The organism is Actinosynnema sp. NPDC037264, assembly GCF_055603705.1.
Map to the genome: position 1 here is coordinate 1 of NZ_JBVJVK010000106.1, position 17,109 is coordinate 17,109.

A 17,109-nucleotide genomic window follows, 5' to 3' on the forward strand; every position below is an offset into this window, starting at 1 on the left:
CAGGATCGCCCACTCCGCATCCGTCAGATCACCACGCGCCACAACGCAATTTGATCAAACCCTACGATCAACATTCCGGCGGACACGCCCTAGGGCCGGGCGCCGTCGTCAGCCGAGCGGTCGTGTGGTCCAGGTCGACCTGTCGTCCGGTGTCGGCACGAGCCGCACGCTCCGGGCGACGGCGAGCGAGGCGGCGGCGTCGGCGGTCCCGCCCCAGACGTCGACCGCGAACCCGGCGGCAACCCCGTAGAGGGTGACCTTGCGCCCGTCCACCATCGCCGGGTGACCGTCCACGGTCTGGTTCACCCCGTTCTGCGAGGCCACCCTCTCACCGTTCTCGACGGCGACCGCGAGGCAGTCGACGAACCGGCCCTCGTCGGCGGGGTCCTCGGTGGCGAAGAGGAGCCCGGTGCGCACGTACGGGTCGCCGGGCGGTCGCAGGTCCGCGGTGGTGCCGACCAACTGGTACGACGCGGGACGTGGAAGCGTGAACGGCACGGTCACCGGCTCGCCGTCGCCGACCCGCACGGCCAGCGCGATGCGGCGCGCGGTCTCGCGGTCCACCTCGCGCTCGGTCCTCACGTCCTGGTAGCTGACGAACGCCCAGGCGTCGTCGGTCCACTGCCAGGCGAGCAGGTCACCGGACGGCCTGCTCATCCAGTAGGCGGGCCGGCGGTCGACGGGTTCGGTCGGCGTGCCGGTCTCCGGCCGCAGCACGCCGCCCTCAGGATCCGCGGCCTGCCTGCCCGGGGCGTGCACGGTCACCGACCCGAGCCCTGTCCACCCGGCGTTGCGCACGCTGATCCGCTGCCAACGCCGTGCGGTGGTGTAGGAATCGGTGACGATGCCCGGCACGTCGGCGACCGTGACCACCCGCCGCATCGGGTCGAAGTCCCGGGTTTCCGCGGCGCGCTGCGACGACGTGGCCGGGTCGACGGACGAGCCCGAGCCGCCCGGCAACCCGAGGACGGGCACCAGGAGCGCCACCGCGGCCACGAGCACCCCTGTGCCGACCCACCGCGTCCGCAGCCGCCTGCGCCCCACCCGGATCGCCCGGTCGACGTCGACCTCGGACGGCGGCAACGGGTCCTCCTCGCGCAGCGGGTCCAGCAGTCGGTCCACGATCAGGCCTCCTTCGCGGTGATGGGCAGTGGGCGCTCGTCGAGCAACCGCCGCATGGTCGCCAGCCCGCGCGCGGTCTGGCTCTTGACCGTGCCGGTGCTGCAACCGAGCGCTCCGGCGACGTCCTCGACCGACATGTCGAACAGGAACCGCAGCACCAGCACCACGGACAGCCTGCGTGGCAGCCGGTCGAGCGCGGCGCGCAGGGTGGCCCGGTCGTCGACCCGGTGGTCCGGCTCCACGGCGACCTCGGGCGCGGAGGCGAACAACGACACGCCCGCCCAGCGCAGCCGCCGCTCGTCGAGGTACACCCGGACCAGGATCCGCTGCACGTAGGCGTCGGTGTTGTCGGCCGCACGCGCGCGCCGCCAGTTGACGTAGAGCTTCGTGATCGCCTGTTGGACGAGGTCGTCACCGTGGTGCGCGTCGCCGCACAGCCGGTACGCGGACCGGCGGAGCCGGTCGAGGCCCGCCCGCACGTACTCCACGTACTCCCGTTCCAACGCCGCCTGCATCGTGCTCCTTCCGTCCCCCTTACCCGTACGACGGGCTCGGGACGCCGGCGGGTTCTCGACGCGGTCGGGTTCCTCGCCTGGCAGTCGGCGAGGGCTCGGTGTCAGGCGTTCACCGGACATCGCGGACCTCGCGTCCCGCCTAGCCTGATCGGCAACGGTGGCGACGCGCGCACCCGCTGTCGAGGGGCAGCGGACGGGGCGCCGCGATCGTCACAGTCGAACGAGGGGTGGGGATGAAGGCGGGGATTCGCCTGCGCGCCGCGCTGGGGGTCGCGGCGCTGGCCGTCGCGGCGGGCTGCGGTCAAGCGATCACGGGTGCGGCGGTTCCCGAGTCGCGATCCGGCGCGGAGCCGACGGACGCCGCCGGGAAGGACCGGAAGACCGGGTTCGACGAGTGCGGTCTCGTCACACCGGCCGAGGTCGCCAAGGCGATCGGCGTGAACGCCATGCACGTCACCGGCCGTTCCGCGGTCACGCAGCCCGACGGCAGCCGTCGCGCCGGGTGCACGTACTTCCCGGAGGACGTCCCGGGCATGCTCGGCCTGAAGATCAGCACGGTGGCCGACACGGACGCCGAGCGGTTCTTCGCGCCGTTCGCCAAGAACTTCCGCAACGTGCAGACGATCCCCAGGCTGGGCGACCGCGCCGAAGCCGTCGCCTACAAGGCGAACGGCACCTCGACCCACTACATCGAGGTCCGCACGCTCGCGGGGAACCGGGGGCTGCACCTGTTCTACACCTACACCGACGGCAGCGCCACCATGCCCAAGGCCGACGGGGCGGCCGCCGCGACGATCCTCGTGCAGGCGCTCGACCGGTTGCCGGACAAGGTGACGATCCCCGACGGGGCGCCGGAAGGTCGGTGCGCGGACGTCGACCTCGGGCCCGCCAAGGAGGTCGTCGGCGCCGAACTGGTGATGGCCCGGTCGGTGGTGTCCGGGGGCGGCGGCATGACGTGCCACTTCAGCGGCGGTGCCGGGAGCCTCGAAGTCAGCCTGTTCACCGACGAGGACCGGGCCGCGAAGGCGGCCGTGCCCCCGGACAAGATCACCCACGCCGACATCGGCGACGGCGCCCGGCTGATGGTCACCGAGGCCAACGCGCTGGACGCCCGGGTCAACGTCGGCGACCAGGTCGTGATGGTGGTCGCGTCCTACGCCGGCAAGGTCACCGAGCCGCGCCCGGCCGACGTCGAACTGGTGCGCACCGTCGTGGACGCGATCACCGACCCGAACTGACGACCACCCGGGCGTTCCGCGGCCCGGTCACCAGGGAACGGCGCCCTCGTCGTCGAAGAAGCCGCCGCGCGGACCGTCGTCGGGCAGGGTGGCGAGCCGGATCGCGATCGCGGCGCCCTGCTCGGGCGTCCGCGGCCCGGCGAAGCCGGTGAAGTCGGTCGCGACGTAGCCGGGGCAGGCGGCGTTCACGATGACCTTCGTGTCGGCGAGCCGGCGGGCGTACTGGGCCGTGACGCTGTTGAGCATCGACTTGGACGGCGCGTACGCGGCCATCACCGGGCCGGTCCGCAACGTGAGCGAGCCCATGTTGCTGGACATGTTGACGATGCGCGGCGAGTCCGCGCGGCACAGCAGCGGGAGCATCGCGTTCGTCACCCGGACCACCCCGAACACGTTGGTGTCCAGGACGGCGCGCAGCACGTCGAGGTCGAGCGTCGTGGGGTCCTGCGCGCCACCGTCGAACCGGCCCGCGATGCCGGCGTTGTTGACGAGCACGTCGAGCCGACCCGCCGTCCGCTCGACGGTCGCCGCCGCGGCCGCGACGCTGTCGTCGGAGGTGACGTCGAGGGCGACCCCGAACGCGTCCACGCCCGCCGCGCGCAACCGCTCGACGGCCTCCTCTCGCCTGGTCTCGTCACGCGCGCCCACCGCGACCGTGAAGCCGATCGCCCCGAGACCCCGTGCGATGGCGAGCCCGATTCCCTTGTTCGCGCCGGTGACCAGCGCGATCTTCGTGTCGTTCACCCGTCCCATGCTCGGCGCGCCACCCGCCCGCGTCCAAGATCGATCCGGTAAGCCCTGATACTCGCCGGGTATCAGGCGGGTAGGCTGCGTCCGTGCACGACCTCGAGACCCGGGAACTCAGGTACTTCGTCGCCGTCGCCGAGGAACTGCACTTCGGACGTGCCGCCGACCGGCTCGGGATCGCGCAGCCGCCGCTGTCGCGCGCGATCAGCCGGCTGGAGCACCGGCTCGGCGTCCGGCTTTTCGACCGGGACCGCCGTGGCGCGGTGCTCACCGACGCGGGCAGGGTGATGCTCCACGAGGCCCGATCGGCTCTCGACGCCGTCGCGGCCGCCGCGCGCCGGACGCGCCGGGCCGCGGACCCGAACCGGCCGCTGGTGCTGGTGACGAAGGCCGGGGCGTCCCACGAACTGCTGCAACGGCTCCTCGACGCGCTCGCCCGCGAACCCGGCGCGCCGCCGGTCGACGTCCTGCTGTGCGAGGTCGGCGAGCAGGCGGGGCTGCTGCGCGACGGGAGCGCCGACGTGGCGCTCATGCACCGGCCGTTCGACGACCTCGCCGGGTTCGACACCGAGGACCTCCACGTCGAGGGCCAGATCGCGCTCCTGCCCGCCGGGCACCCCCTCGCGTCACGCGATCGGCTCACGCTCGCGGAGGTCCGCGACGTGCCGGACCTGCCGATCGCCCGCTGGCCCCGGCTCGACGGGTCCTACCCGGACGGACCCGGGCCGGAGGTGCGCACCCAGTCGCAGCTCGCGCAGCTCGTGGCGCTGGGCAAGGCGCTGCTCGTCATCCCGGCCTCCAGTCGCGCCTGGCAGTGGCCCGACCACGTCGCGGTGCCCGTGGTGGACGCGCCGGACGTCACCACGGTGATCGCCTGGCCGGCGAGCAGCCGCTCACCGGCGATCGCCTCGCTCGTGCGCTCGGCGGCCGGGCTCCGCGACGACGCGCCCGCGGGCTGAGAGATCGTCCGCCAGACCACCCGATCGTGTCGCCCAGAGACCCGTTAGGGCGTTGCCCGGCCCTTCCCGGCCACACCATCCTGTGTGCCGTCCCGGTCAACCGATCACGTCCGTACGGAGGTTTCGTGCCGGTCAACGACATGCTGAAGGCAAAGATCAACCACGGCTTCGCCCACCTGGACGTCGACGGGGACGGGCTGCTCACCGAGCAGGACCACGTCCTCATGGGCAGGAGGGCCGCGGAGGCGCTCGGGCACGCGCCCGACTCGCCGGAGGAGCAGCGGATCGTCGACGCCTACCTGCGGATCTGGCACGACCTGCACCTGCCGCACGTCCCGGGCGGCGGCACGGCCATCTCGCGCGAGCAGTTCCTCGCCTCCACCGGCTCCCTCTCCGACGACCCGGACGCGGCACGGGCCACCGTCGGCGCGCTGGCCGAGGCGTTCCTGGGCATCGCCGACACCGACGTCGACGGCCGGGTGAGCCCCGCCGAGTACCTCGTGTTCCAGCGCGGGCACTTCCCCGGCCTGAGCGAGGCCGAAGCCGCCGAGGCGTTCGAGCACCTCGACTCGGACGCCGACGGCTACCTCACCGCCGAGGAGTTCACCCGCGCGTGCGTCGAGTTCTGGTACAGCACCGACCCGGACGCGCCGGGCAACTGGTGGATGGGCCCTCCCGTGGCGTGATCCGCTCGCCGGCGGACCGGTCCGACCTCGGCACGACCCGGACCGGTCACTGCCGACGCACCGCGATGTCGTCCTGGGATCGCGGGTCGATCTTGTAGTGCGTGTCGAACTGGCTGCTGAACCCCGTCACGCGGACCGCCCGGCCCACGACCAGACCGGTGAGGTCGATGCCGGTCGGCGTGTTGACGAAGATCGTCAGCTCGCCGGAACCGTCGTCGACGTGGAACTTGTGCCCGTACGGCAGGTCCGACTCCGGCGCCCGGGTGACCGTGGCGGCCACGCGCACCAGCAACCCTTCGGTGGCCTCGCCGACCGCGCCCGTGGCGAGCGGCACGGGACGGATCGACGGGCCCTTGCCGTGCACGCGGACCGCGGCCGGGTCGGCGGGGACGAGGACGAGCAACCCGTAGCTGTCACGCAGCGTGCCGGTCACCCGGACCCGGTCGCGAGGGGTGACGCCCAAGTCGACCGGGACGCTCACGTAGATCCCGGCGCCGCGGTCCTGGATCGCGAAGCCCCGGTCGAAGAAGCTCGACTCGAACGCGCCCGAGGGCGTCGTGGCCGTGCCGCCGACGGTGACCACCGTCCCGAGCGGCAGGCTCCGCGCGTGGCGGATGGGCACCACGTGCTCCGAGGCCTCGGCGGGCGCCGCCAGACCCAGCGAGACGAGCACCAGGACCAACACCGAGCAGATACCGCGCGGCAACGCACGCATGCCGAACCCCTTCCGACCGAGCCGGGCCGAGGTGGACCGGCTGCCCGCCACCATCGCGGTCGCGGGCGCCGGCCGCCGGCGGAAGGGCCGATCGGCTACGGGTCCCCGACCCGGGGGTCAGGGCCCGGCCAGGCGCTCCTCCGCGGCCCGCCACGCCCCGGAGTCGCCGCTCGGCTCGTACCGGACCACCTCGGCCGAGGACCGCACCACGTCCCGCAGGGCCGCCAGACCACCGGTGACGACGCCCAATGCACGGGCCTGGACCAACGCGTTGCCGTACGCGGCGGCCTCGACCGGTCCCGCCACGACCGGCAGGCCGCAGGCGTCCGCGGTGAGTTGGCAGAGCAGCCGGTTGCGCGCGCCGCCACCCACGACGTGCACCACGTCGACCTGCCGCCCCGACAGCTCGGCGGCCTGGCGGACCGCCCGGCGGTGGGCCAGCGCCAGGCTGTCCACCACGCACCGGACGATCGCCGCGGGTGTCGAGGGCGGGGTCTGCCCCGTCCGCGCGCAGGCTTCCCGGATGCGGGCGGGCATGTTCCCCGGCGGGATGAACGCCGGGTCGCCCGCGTCGACCACGGCGGCCGGCCCCGGCTGGTCCCGCGCCGCGTCGAGCAGCCCCGCCAGCTCCGGATCACCCCACTCGCGCAGGCACTCCTGCAACAACCACAGGCCCATCACGTTGCGCAGGTAGCGGACCGTGCCGTCCACGCCCAGCTCGTTGGAGAAGTTCGCCGCACGACTGGCCTCGGTGAGCACCGGGGCGTCCAGCTCCACCCCGACCAGCGACCACGTCCCGGTGGCCACGTAGGCGAAGTTCGGCGTCGCGGCCGGCACGCCGACGACCGCCGACGCGGTGTCGTGCGACCCGACGGCCACCACCGGGACCGGCCCGGTCAGGCCGGTCTCCGCCAGGACGTGGTCGTGCAGCGCGCCCACCTCGGCGCCCGGCTCCACCAGCGGCGTGAACAGCCCGTCCGCGATGTCCAGGCGCGCCGCCAGCTCCGCCGACCACGTGCGCGTCCGCGCGTCGAGCAGGCCGGTGGTGGAGGCGTTGGTGACCTCCGTGACGCGGGCGCCGGTGAGCCAGTGCCCGAGCAGGTCGGGGATGAGCAGCAACCGCTCCGCCGCGCCCAGTTGCGGCGTGCCGCGGGCCGCCGCCAACTGGTAGACCGTGTTGAACGGCAGCACCTGCAACCCCGTGACCCGGTACAGCTCGGCCGCCGGCACCCGGGCGTGCACGGCCTCGGGCACCCCGTCGGTGCGCCCGTCGCGGTAGTGCACCGGGTTGCCGAGCAACGCGCCGGTGGCGTCCAGCAGGCCGTAGTCGACCGCCCACGAGTCGATGCCGACCGCGTCCAGCGGCGGCCCGGCCGCCCGCAGGCCGTCGAGCACGCCCCGGTACAGGCCCAGCACGTCCCAGTGCAGCGTGCCGCCGAGCCGCACCGGCCCGTTCGGGAACCGGTGGCTCTCCACGAAGCTCGCCCGACCGGGAGCGATGTCGAAGGCCATCACGCGTCCGCTCGACGCGCCGAGGTCGACCGCCGCTACCCGGACCGCACCCCCGCCCATCAGCGCAGGAACGCGGCGGCGACGCCGGAGTCGACCGGCACGTGCAGGCCGGTGGTCTGCGACAGGTCGCCGCCGGCGAGCGCGAAGACGGCGGCGGCGACGTGCTCGGGCAGCACCTCGCGGCCCAGCAGCGTGCGCTTGGCGTAGTAGGCGCCCAACTCCTCCTCCTTGACCCCGTACACGGCGGCCCGCTGCGCGCCCCAGCCGCCGGCGAAGATGCCCGAACCGCGCACCACGCCGTCGGGGTTGACGCCGTTGACCCGGATCCCGTGCGGCCCCAGCTCGGCCGCCAGCAGCCGCACCTGGTGCGCCTGGTCGGCCTTGGTCGCGCCGTAGGCGACGTTGTTGGGCCCGGCGAACACGCCGTTCTTGCTGGAGATGTAGACGATGTCGCCGCCCATGCCCTGCTCGACCATCACCTTCGCGGCGGCCCGCGACACCAGGAACGACCCCCGCGCCATCACGTCGTGCTGGAGGTCCCAGTCGCGCACGGTCGTCTCCAGCAGCGGCTTGGAGATCGACAGACCGGCGTTGTTCACGACCAGGTCGACACCGCCGAACGCGAGCACCGCCTCGGCGAACGCCCGCTCCACGGCCGCTTCGTCCGACACGTCCGCGGCCACGCCGATCGCCACGTCCCGGTCGCCGATGCCGTCCGCGACCGCCGCCGCGCGCTCCGCGTCGAGGTCGGAGACGACCACGCACGCGCCCTCGGCGGCCAACCGCTCGGCGATGGCCTTGCCGATGCCCGAGCCCGCGCCGGTCACCAGCGCCACCCGCGTGGCCAGCGGCTTCGGCTTGGGCATCCGGGCCAGCTTGGCCTCTTCCAGCGCCCAGTACTCGATGCGGAACTTCTCCGACTCCGGGATCGGCCGGTAGGTCGACACCGACTCGGCGCCGCGCATCACGTTGATCGCGTTGACGTAGAACTCGCCCGCCACGCGCGCGGTCTGCTTCGTGCGGCCGAACGAGAACATGCCGACGCCGGGCACCAGCACGATCGCCGGGTCCGCACCGCGCATCGCCGGCGAGTCCGGGGTCGCGTGCCGCTCGTAGTAGGCGCGGTAGTCCTCCCGGTACGCGGCGTGCAGCTCCTTGAGCCGCGCGACGACCTCGTCCACGCCCGCCGTGCCCGGCAGGTCGACCACCAGCGGCTTGACCTTGGTGCGCAGGAAGTGGTCCGGGCACGACGTGCCCAGCTCGGCCAGCGGCGCGAGCTTCGCCCGGGACAGGAAGTCCAGCACCACGTCGGTGTCGGTGAAGTGCCCCACCTGCGGCAGGTCGGTCGACGCCAGGCCGCGGACGACCGGGAAGAGCGCCGCCGCCCTGGCCCGCCGCTCGGCCTCGGGCAGCGGCTCGTTGCCCGGCACCACCGCGCCGAACGGCTCGGCGGACCCGTGCCGCGCCAGGAACTCCTCCGCGGTCCGGATGATCTCCGCCGAGTGCGCCTCGCACTCCTCGGACGTGTCGCCCCACGCGGTGATCCCGTGCCCGCCCAGCACGCACCCGATCGCCTGGGGGTTCGCCGCCTTGATCGCCGCGATGTCCAGGCCGAGCTGGAAACCGGGCCGGCGCCAGTCCACCCACGCCACCCGGTCGCCGAAGCACCGCTCGGTCAGCTCCCGCCCGTCGGCCGCCGTCGCCAGCGCGATGCCCGAGTCGGGGTGCAGGTGGTCCACGTGCGGCGCGTCGACCAGCCCGTGCATGGCCGTGTCGATCGACGGCGCCGCGCCGCCCTTGCCGTGCAGGCAGTAGTCGAACGCGGCGACCATCTCGTCCTCGCGGTCCACGCCGGGGTAGACGTCCACGAGCGCGCGCAGCCGGTCCATCCGCAGCACGGCCAGGCCGGCGGTGGTGAGGGTGCCCAGGTCGCCGCCCGAGCCCTTCACCCACAGCAACTCGACCCGGTCACCGGTCACCGGGTCGGTGTCGCTGCCCTTCGCGGAGGTGTTGCCGCCCGCGTAGTTGGTGTTGCGCGGATCGGCGCCCAGCCGGTTCGAGCGGGCGACCAGCGCCGCGGCGGTCGTGTTGTCGGTCATGTGCGGGAAGCTCCTCGTGGACGAGCGGTGGCGAGGTGTGCCGGGGTGTCGGGAGGTCAGAGCCAGCCGGCCTGCGTGCCGCCGACGCGCGCGGCGGCGATCTCGTCGGCGTAGCCGGACGCGCGGTAGGCGGCCATCGGGTCGCGGGGGAGGCCCTTGGCCTCGCGGCGGTCGGCCAGCACGCCGCGCACGTCGGTGTGGAAGGCGTCCATCAGCACGTCGTGCGCGCCGATTACGTCACCGGCGTCCTGGGCGGCGGCCAGCGCCTCGGCGTCGACGAGCAGCGCCTTGGCCAACGCCTGCTCGACGTTGAGGACCGACCGGATCTGGCCCGCGATCTTGTCCTCGAGGTTGTGGCACTGGTCGAGCATGAAGTTCACCCCGGACCTGGGCCGGTGCGCGCCGACCGCGACGATCTCGACCATGATCCGGAACAGCTGGAACGGGTCGGCCGAGCCCACGATCAGGTCGTCGTCGGCGTAGAAGCGGGAGTTGAAGTCGAACGCGCCGAGCCTGCCCGCCCGCAGCAGCTGCATGACGATGAACTCGATGTTCGTGCCCGGCGCGTGGTGACCCGTGTCGAGCACGACCTGCGCGCGGTCGCCGAGCGCCTGGCAGTGCAGCAGCGCCGTGCCCCAGTCGGGCACGTCCATCGCGTAGAAGTACGGCTCGAAGAACTTGTACTCCAGCAGCAGCCGCTGGTCGGGCCCCAGCGCGGCGTAGATCTCGGTCAGCGACCCGGCCAGCCGGTCCTGCCGGGCGCGCAGCGAGTCCTGCCCCGCGTAGTTCGTGCCGTCGGGCAGCCACAGCTTCAGGTCGGCCGAGCCGGTCTCCGCCATCACCTTCACGCAGTCGAGGTGGTGCGCGACGGCCTTGGCCCGCACGCGCGGGTCCGAGTGCGTCAGCGAGCCGAGCTTGTAGTCGTCGTCCTGGAAGAGGTTCGAGTTGATCGCGCCGATCCGCACGCCCTGCTCCTCGGCGTGGGCGGCCAGCGCGGCGAAGTCCTCGACCCGGTCCCACGGGATGTGCAGGGACACCCGCGGCGCCAACCCGGTCAGGGCGTGCACGCGCGCGGCGTCGGCGATCTTCTCGAACGGGTCGCGCGGCGTGCCCGGTGTGGTGAACACCTTGAACCTGGTGCCGGAGTTCCCGTACGCCCAGCTCGGCACCTCGACGGTGAACCCGTCGAGTTCCGACAGCACCTCCTGCAGGGACATCACACGTCGTTCCTCTCGGCAGCGGGGTCAACCGGTGTGGCGCCGACGGTAGCCGACCTTGGAACGTTTCACAACGGCCCTGACGTGGGTCGAATCGGTTGTCCGGCACACCGTTGCCTCCCTGCTAGGCTTCGCGATGACGCAGGTATCCGGACGTTTCACCCCGGACTCGCGTCGATCACGAAGGAGGGTGGGGCGGTGTCCGCGCCGAGCATGAAGGATGTCGCCGCGCACGCGGGCGTGGCCGTTGGCACGGTGTCGAACGTGCTCAACCACCCGGAGTTGGTCGCCGAGAGCACCCGCAAGCGGGTGCAGGACGCGATCGCCGAACTGGGCTTCGTGCGCAACGAGTCGGCGCGCCAACTGCGCGGTGGCACGAGCCGCACTCTCGCCTACGTGGTGCTCGACACCCGCAACCCCTTCTTCACCGACGTGGCCGCCGGTGCGCAGCAGGTGGCGGAAGGCGCGGGCCTGGCGATGTTCCTGTGCGACGGCGGTGAGGACCCCACCCGCCAGGCCAGGTACCTCGACCTGCTCGAACAGCAGCGGGTGGAGGGCATCCTCATCACGCCGGTCGACGCGGACGACCCGCGCCTGGCCGCGCTGGCCCGTCGGGGGACGCCCGTCGTGGTCGTCGACCGCGGCGCGGGGCCGGACCGCTGCTCGGTGTCGGTCGACGACGTGCTCGGCGGCGACCTGGCCGCGTCCCACCTGCTCGACGCCGGGCACCGCCGGATCGCCTTCGTCGGCGGGCCGCGCTCGATCGGCCAGGTGGCCGACCGCCTGACGGGCGCCGAGCAGGCGCTCGCCCGCGCCGGCGCCGAGCCGCTCACCGTGCTGGAGACGGCGCGCCTCGACGTCGCCGAGGGCAGGCGGGCGGGTGAGCGGCTGGCCGGCCTGCCCGCGTCCCGGCGCCCGACCGCCGCGTTCTGCGCCAACGACATGCTCGCGCTCGGCCTGCTCCAGCAGGCGGTCCGGCTGGGCCTGCGCGTGCCGCACGACCTGGCGATCGTCGGCTACGACGACATCGAGTTCGCGGCCGCGGCGGCGGTGCCGTTGACCTCGGTCGCCCAGCCGCGCCAGCTCCTCGGCCGCACGGCGGCGGAAATGCTGCTGGCCGAGGCGCGGCACCCGAAGGGGCACGTGCACCAGCAGCGGGTGTTCGAGCCCGAACTGGTGGTGCGCGAGTCCACCAGCATGCGCCGACTGGACGGCGTCGCCTGAGCGGGCAGTGCCTTGGGCCGTGCCGTTCGGGAGCGATTCCGGAATACCGGTGACGCGTAGTCGCGCGCGAAATTCCGCCCTTCCTATTGAAACGTAACACCAAAAGTCCGTGCGGCGGACCGCAGGTTTGAGCACGATGACGCAACGATGAATGCCTCATCCCGGAAGAGTTGCCGCACCGTCGTTGACGATTGGTCTGAACTACCCCTAGCCTCGCGCATCAGCACCGCATTGAAACATTTCAGTGAAGGAGGCGCCGGATGGATCGGGCACACGCGACTCCACTGCTGGAGGTACGGGGTGTCTCCAAGTCGTTCGGCGCCGTGGCGGCCGTCCGCGAGGTGTCGTTCCCGCTGCACGGCGGCGAGGCGCACGCGCTGGTCGGGGAGAACGGCGCGGGCAAGTCGACGATCGTGAAGATGCTCGCCGGCGTGCACGAGCCCGACGCGGGCGCGATCGTGCTGGACGGCGTGGCGCAGCGGTTGGCCGGGCCCGCCGCCGCGCGGGCGGCCGGCATCGCGGTCATCTACCAGGAGCCCACGCTGTTCCCGGATCTCTCGGTCGCGGAGAACATCTTCATGGGCCGCCAGCCGCTGGGCCGGTTCGGGCGCATCGACCGGGCGGCGATGAGGGCCGAGGCGGTGCGGCTGTTCGACCGGCTCGGCGTCCGCCTCGACCCGGACCGCCCCGCGCGCGGCCTGTCGATCGCCGACCAGCAGCTGGTCGAGATCGCCAAGGCGCTGTCCCTGCACGCGCGCGTGCTCGTGATGGACGAGCCGACCGCCGCGCTGTCCGGTGTCGAGGTGGAGCGGTTGTTCGCGGTGGTGCGTGCTTTGTGCGAGGAGGGCGCGGCGGTCCTGTTCATCTCGCACCGCTTCGACGAGGTGTTCTCGCTGTGCCAACGGCTCACCGTGCTGCGTGATGGCACGTGGGTGTCCACGGACCCGGTGGCCGACCTCACCGTCGACCAGGTCGTGCGGCGGATGGTCGGTCGCGAGGTCTCGACGCTGTTCCCCAAGGAGGACGTCGAGCCCGGTGACGTCGTGCTGGAAGTCGACGGGTTGAGCAGGCAGGGCGTGTTCTCCGACATCGGGTTCTCGGTGCGGGCGGGCGAGATCGTCGCCCTCGCCGGGCTCGTCGGCGCCGGTCGCAGCGAGGTGGTGCGCGCGGTGTTCGGGATCGACCGCTACGACGCGGGCGAGGTGCGGGTGGCGGGGGAGCGGCTGCCCGCCGCGACGCCGGCCGCCGCCGTGGCCGCCGGGATCGCGCTGGTGCCGGAGGACCGCCGCCAGCAGGGCCTGGTGATGGAGATGTCGATCGAGCGCAACGCGACGCTCACCCGCCTGAAGCCGCTGGCCCGCCTCGGCTTGCTCGGCGGCGGGCGCGAACGCCGTTCGGCGCGGGAGTGGACGACGCGGTTGCAGGTCAAGTACGGGCGGTTGGCCGACGCCGTCGGCACCCTGTCCGGCGGCAACCAGCAGAAGGTCGTGCTGGCCAAGTGGCTGGCGACCGGCCCGAGGGTGCTGATCGTCGACGAGCCGACGCGCGGCATCGACATCGGCACGAAGGCCGAGGTCCACCGGCTGCTCTCGCGGCTGGCGGCCGACGGCGTCGCGGTGCTCATGGTGTCCTCCGAGCTGCCCGAGGTGCTGGGGATGGCCGACCGCGTGCTCGTCATGCACGAGGGGCGGATCACCGCCGAGCTGGACCGGGCCGGGGCGACGGAGGAATCGGTCATGTTCGCGGCCACCGGCCGGAAGGAGGCAGCCGCGTGAGCACCCCGCCGACGGCGCCCGCCGCGCCACCGGCGACGGCGGACGGGAGCAGCAGGACCCGGTTCGTCCACAAGCTGTGGCTGGCGCGGGAGTTCGGCATCGTCGTGGCGCTCGGGCTGCTCGTGCTCGTGACCGCGGTGGACAACCCCGCGTTCCTGTCACCGCAGAGCCTGCGCGACCTGGTGCTGGGCGCGGCGATCCTGGTGGTCCTCGCGGTCGGGCAGACCGTGGTGATCATCTCCCGCAACATCGACCTGTCGGTGGGCGCGGTGCTCGGCCTGGTCGCGTTCGCGACCGGCAAGCTGCTCAGCTCGGCGCCGGGCACGCCGACCGCGGTCGCGGTCGGGATCGGCATCGGGCTGGGCGCGGTGTGCGGTGTGGTCAACGGCGTGCTGGTGGCCGCGGCGCGGGTGCCCGCGCTGGTGATCACGCTCGGCACGCTCTACGCGTTCCGCGGCATCGACCACTCGTGGGCGAAGGGCCGGCAGATCAACGCCTCCGACCTGCCGCGCTCGTTCCTCGACCTGGGCACCTGGACCGTGCTCGGCGTACCCGTGCTCGCCGTCATCGCCGTCGTCGTGATGCTGCTCGTCGGCTTCTACCTGCGGTCCTACCGCAGCGGGCGCGAGCTGTACGCGATCGGCTCGGAACCCGCCGCCGCACGGCTGTCCGGCATCCCGGTCGGGCGCCGGGTCTTCACCTCCTTCGTCCTGTGCGGGGCGCTCGCCGGCCTGGCCGGAGTGCTGTACGCGGCGCGCTTCGGCACCGTCGACGCCACCGTCGGCACGGGCATCGAGCTCCAGGTCGTCGCCGCGGCCGTGGTCGGCGGCGTGGCGATCTTCGGCGGCAGCGGCAGCGTCTACGGCGCCGCGCTCGGCGCACTGCTGCTGACCACCATCGGCAGCTCCCTGGCGGTGCTGCGGATCAACCCGTTCTGGCAGCAGGCCGTGGTCGGCGGCCTCATCCTCGCCGCGATCGGACTGGACCGGCTGCTGGCCGTCCGGGCGGCGAACCGCTTGCGAGGGAGGTCGTCGCATGGCGCGTGACACGGTGGCGGTGGACGTCGCGGGGCCGCCGGCCGAACCGACCGCGGGCGTGCTGCGCTCCGCGTTGCTCCGGTGGGACACCGCGCTGCTCGTGGTGCTCGCAGGGGTCGCGGTGGTCGCCGGGGTGCTGGTCGAGGGGTTCGCGAGCGGGCGCAACCTCCAGTTCCTCCTGCTGGACGTGATCGCGATCGCGCTGATCGCGCTGCCGCTGACGCTGATCGTCATCACCGGCGAGATCGACCTCTCGGTGGCCAGCACGCTCGGGCTGTGCAGCGCGGTGATGGGCCGGTTGTGGGTGGCCGGTCTGCCGCTGGAGCTGGTGGTGGTGCTCGTCGTCGGTCTCGGCGCCGTGCTGGGCGCGGTGAACGCGGTGTTCGTGACCAGGTTCGCGCTGCCCTCGCTCGCGGTGACCATCGGCACGCTGGCCGCGTACCGGGGGCTGGCGTTCGTGGTGCTCGGCGACCAGGCCGTGGCCGACTTCCCGTTCAGCTGGACCGACGCCGCGAGCAGCACCGTCGCCGACGGCGCCGTGCCGTGGGCCGCGGTGGTCACGATCGTGCTCGCGGTCGTGTTCGGCGTGGTGCTGCACGCGACCCCGTTCGGCCGGTCCCTCTACGCGATGGGCAACAACGCCGAGGCGGCGACGTTCGCCGGCATCCGCGTCGCCCGCGCGAAGTTCTGGCTGTTCGTCGCCTCCGGCGCGGTGGCGGGCCTGGCCGGGGTGTACTGGACGCTGCGGTTCGCCAGCGCGCGGGCCGACAACGCCGCGGGCCTGGAGCTGGCCGTGGTCGCCGCCGTCCTGCTCGGCGGCGTCTCGATCTTCGGCGGTCGCGGCACGTTGCTCGGCGTCCTGCTGGGCGTGCTGCTGCTCGGCGCGGTCCGCAACGCCCTCCAGCTCGCCGACGTCGCCGCGGACACGCTGAACGTGGTCACCGGCGGACTGCTCATCGCCTCGGTCGTGGTGCCGAACGTGGTCACCATGGCCCGTGCCCGGTGGCGACGGCGAAGCCGCACCCCGTGACCCGCAGACCACTCGCGACAACGAAGTCACCGCCGAGAGAGGGAGAACCATGTCCACCCAGCCCAAGCGCACCCTGCGCCTCGGCCTGATCGCCACCACCGTGGCGGTCGTGCTGGTCGGCGCCGCGTGCGGTGGCACCACCCGCGGGTCCGAGGACAACGCCAACCCCACGGGCAACCGGGCCACCGGCCAGGCGAACCCCGACGCGCCGCTGGCCGAGGGGCTCGACGTGGGGTTCCTGCCCAAGCAGATCAACAACCCGTACTTCACCGTGGCCGACGGCGGCGGCAAGAGCGCCACCGAGGAGTTCAAGGGCCGGTTCAAGGAGGTCGGCCCCTCCGAGGCCAGCGCCTCGTCCCAGGTCAGCTACATCAACACGCTGTCGCAGCAGCAGACCGACGTCATCGTGACCTCCGCCAACGACCCGAACGCGATCTGCGGCGCGCTCAACAGCGCGCGGCAGGCGGGCGCCAAGGTCGTCACCTTCGACTCCGACACCAAGCCCGAGTGCCGGGACGTGTTCGTCAACCAGGCGACCGCCGAGGGCATCGCGCGGAACCAGGTCGAGCTGATCGCCGAGCAGATCGGCGGCGAGGGCAAGATCGCGATCCTGTCGGCGACGCCGAACGCGACCAACCAGAACGCGTGGATCGAGCTGATGCGAGAGGAGCTGAAGAAGCCCGAGTTCGGCAAGATCGAGCTCGTCACGGTCGCCTACGGCAACGACGAGGACCAGAAGTCGTTCCAGGAGACCCAGGGCCTGCTGCGCTCCTACCCCGACCTGAAGGGCATCGTCTCGCCCACCACGGTCGGGGTCGCGGCGGCGGCGCGCTACCTGTCGGGCTCGGAGTACAAGGGCAAGGTGGCGCTGACCGGCCTCGGCACGCCGAACCAGATGCGCGAGTTCGTCAAGGACGGCACGGTCGAGGCGTTCGCCCTGTGGAACCCGGCCGACCTCGGCTACCTCGCCGCCTACGCCGGCGCCGCGCTCGCGTCCGGCCAGATCACCGGCGCGGAGGGGCAGAAGTTCAAGGCGGGCAAGCTCGGCGAGTACACCATCGGCGCGGACGGCGTCGTGGTGCTCGGCCCGCCCACCGTGTTCGACCAGGCCAACATCGACCAGTTCGACTTCTGAGCCCGCGGGGGGGGGGGGGGGGGGGGGGGGGGGGGGGGGGGGGGGGGGGGGGGGGGGGGGGGGGGGGGGGGGGGGGGGGGGGGGGGGGGGGGGGGGGG

At 73.1% G+C, this 17,109-nt stretch carries 15 protein-coding genes; 8 read left to right on the plus strand and 7 right to left on the minus strand.

Annotation, left to right across the window (positions count from 1 at the left end):
• Window positions 1-108: 108 nt before the first annotated feature.
• Window positions 109-1,122: a hypothetical protein gene (locus ACZ7GX_RS44400; RefSeq protein ID WP_498786688.1), complete on the minus strand. Its 1,014-nt coding sequence runs from the start codon at window positions 1,120-1,122 to the stop codon at window positions 109-111.
• A 2-nt stretch (window positions 1,123-1,124) separates the two neighbouring features.
• Complete coding sequence (locus ACZ7GX_RS44405) at window positions 1,125-1,637, minus strand: SigE family RNA polymerase sigma factor (protein WP_498786689.1); 513 nt, start codon at window positions 1,635-1,637, stop codon at window positions 1,125-1,127.
• Window positions 1,638-1,870: 233 nt separating this feature from the next.
• Between ACZ7GX_RS44405 and ACZ7GX_RS44410 the strand changes: the two genes are divergently transcribed.
• Window positions 1,871-2,875 carry a DUF3558 family protein gene (locus tag ACZ7GX_RS44410; protein WP_498786690.1) on the plus strand — a complete coding sequence of 335 codons (1,005 nt, stop codon included), beginning with the start codon at window positions 1,871-1,873 and terminating at the stop codon, window positions 2,873-2,875.
• A gap of 27 nt (window positions 2,876-2,902) precedes the next feature.
• Here the strand turns inward: ACZ7GX_RS44410 and ACZ7GX_RS44415 are convergent, their stop codons facing one another.
• Complete coding sequence (locus ACZ7GX_RS44415; RefSeq protein ID WP_498786691.1) at window positions 2,903-3,628, minus strand: SDR family oxidoreductase; 726 nt, start codon at window positions 3,626-3,628, stop codon at window positions 2,903-2,905.
• An 83-nt stretch (window positions 3,629-3,711) separates the two neighbouring features.
• On the opposite strand from ACZ7GX_RS44415, the gene ACZ7GX_RS44420 reads away from it, so the two are divergent.
• A complete protein-coding gene (locus ACZ7GX_RS44420) occupies window positions 3,712-4,581 on the plus strand; it encodes a LysR family transcriptional regulator (protein WP_498786692.1) in 870 nt (289 codons plus the stop codon).
• Window positions 4,582-4,706: 125 nt separating this feature from the next.
• Window positions 4,707-5,267, plus strand: a complete 561-nt coding sequence (locus tag ACZ7GX_RS44425; protein ID WP_498786693.1) for an EF-hand domain-containing protein — start codon at window positions 4,707-4,709, stop codon at window positions 5,265-5,267.
• A gap of 46 nt (window positions 5,268-5,313) precedes the next feature.
• On the opposite strand, the gene ACZ7GX_RS44430 is transcribed toward ACZ7GX_RS44425, so the two are convergent.
• The 4 genes from ACZ7GX_RS44430 to rhaI form a co-directional block, all read right to left on the minus strand.
• Complete coding sequence (locus ACZ7GX_RS44430; protein WP_498786694.1) at window positions 5,314-5,982, minus strand: single stranded DNA-binding domain-containing protein; 669 nt, start codon at window positions 5,980-5,982, stop codon at window positions 5,314-5,316.
• 117 nt (window positions 5,983-6,099) lie between these two features.
• A complete protein-coding gene (locus ACZ7GX_RS44435; protein ID WP_498786695.1) occupies window positions 6,100-7,554 on the minus strand; it encodes a rhamnulokinase in 1,455 nt (484 codons plus the stop codon).
• A complete protein-coding gene (locus ACZ7GX_RS44440) occupies window positions 7,554-9,593 on the minus strand; it encodes a bifunctional aldolase/short-chain dehydrogenase (RefSeq protein WP_498786696.1) in 2,040 nt (679 codons plus the stop codon). The genes ACZ7GX_RS44435 and ACZ7GX_RS44440 overlap by 1 nt, the downstream gene beginning before the upstream one ends.
• 56 nt (window positions 9,594-9,649) lie before the next feature.
• Complete coding sequence (gene rhaI / locus ACZ7GX_RS44445; protein ID WP_498786697.1) at window positions 9,650-10,810, minus strand: L-rhamnose isomerase; 1,161 nt, start codon at window positions 10,808-10,810, stop codon at window positions 9,650-9,652.
• Between the two features lie 213 nt (window positions 10,811-11,023).
• On the opposite strand from rhaI, the gene ACZ7GX_RS44450 reads away from it, so the two are divergent.
• The 5 genes from ACZ7GX_RS44450 to rhaS all read left to right on the plus strand — a co-directional run bounded on the left by ACZ7GX_RS44450 (window position 11,024) and on the right by rhaS (window position 17,011).
• Complete coding sequence (locus ACZ7GX_RS44450) at window positions 11,024-12,034, plus strand: LacI family DNA-binding transcriptional regulator (RefSeq protein WP_498786702.1); 1,011 nt, start codon at window positions 11,024-11,026, stop codon at window positions 12,032-12,034.
• 260 nt (window positions 12,035-12,294) lie between these two features.
• Complete coding sequence (locus tag ACZ7GX_RS44455; RefSeq protein WP_498786698.1) at window positions 12,295-13,809, plus strand: sugar ABC transporter ATP-binding protein; 1,515 nt, start codon at window positions 12,295-12,297, stop codon at window positions 13,807-13,809.
• Window positions 13,806-14,855 (plus strand): ABC transporter permease, encoded by a 1,050-nt coding sequence (locus ACZ7GX_RS44460; RefSeq protein WP_498786699.1) that lies wholly within the window; start codon window positions 13,806-13,808, stop codon window positions 14,853-14,855. Before ACZ7GX_RS44455 ends, ACZ7GX_RS44460 begins: the two co-directional genes overlap by 4 nt.
• Entirely contained in the window at window positions 14,845-15,876 is a 1,032-nt protein-coding gene (locus ACZ7GX_RS44465; protein WP_498786700.1) for an ABC transporter permease, read from the plus strand. Before ACZ7GX_RS44460 ends, ACZ7GX_RS44465 begins: the two co-directional genes overlap by 11 nt.
• Before the next feature lie 49 nt (window positions 15,877-15,925).
• Window positions 15,926-17,011: a rhamnose ABC transporter substrate-binding protein gene (gene rhaS / locus ACZ7GX_RS44470; RefSeq protein WP_498786701.1), complete on the plus strand. Its 1,086-nt coding sequence runs from the start codon at window positions 15,926-15,928 to the stop codon at window positions 17,009-17,011.
• Window positions 17,012-17,109 lie beyond the last annotated feature (98 nt).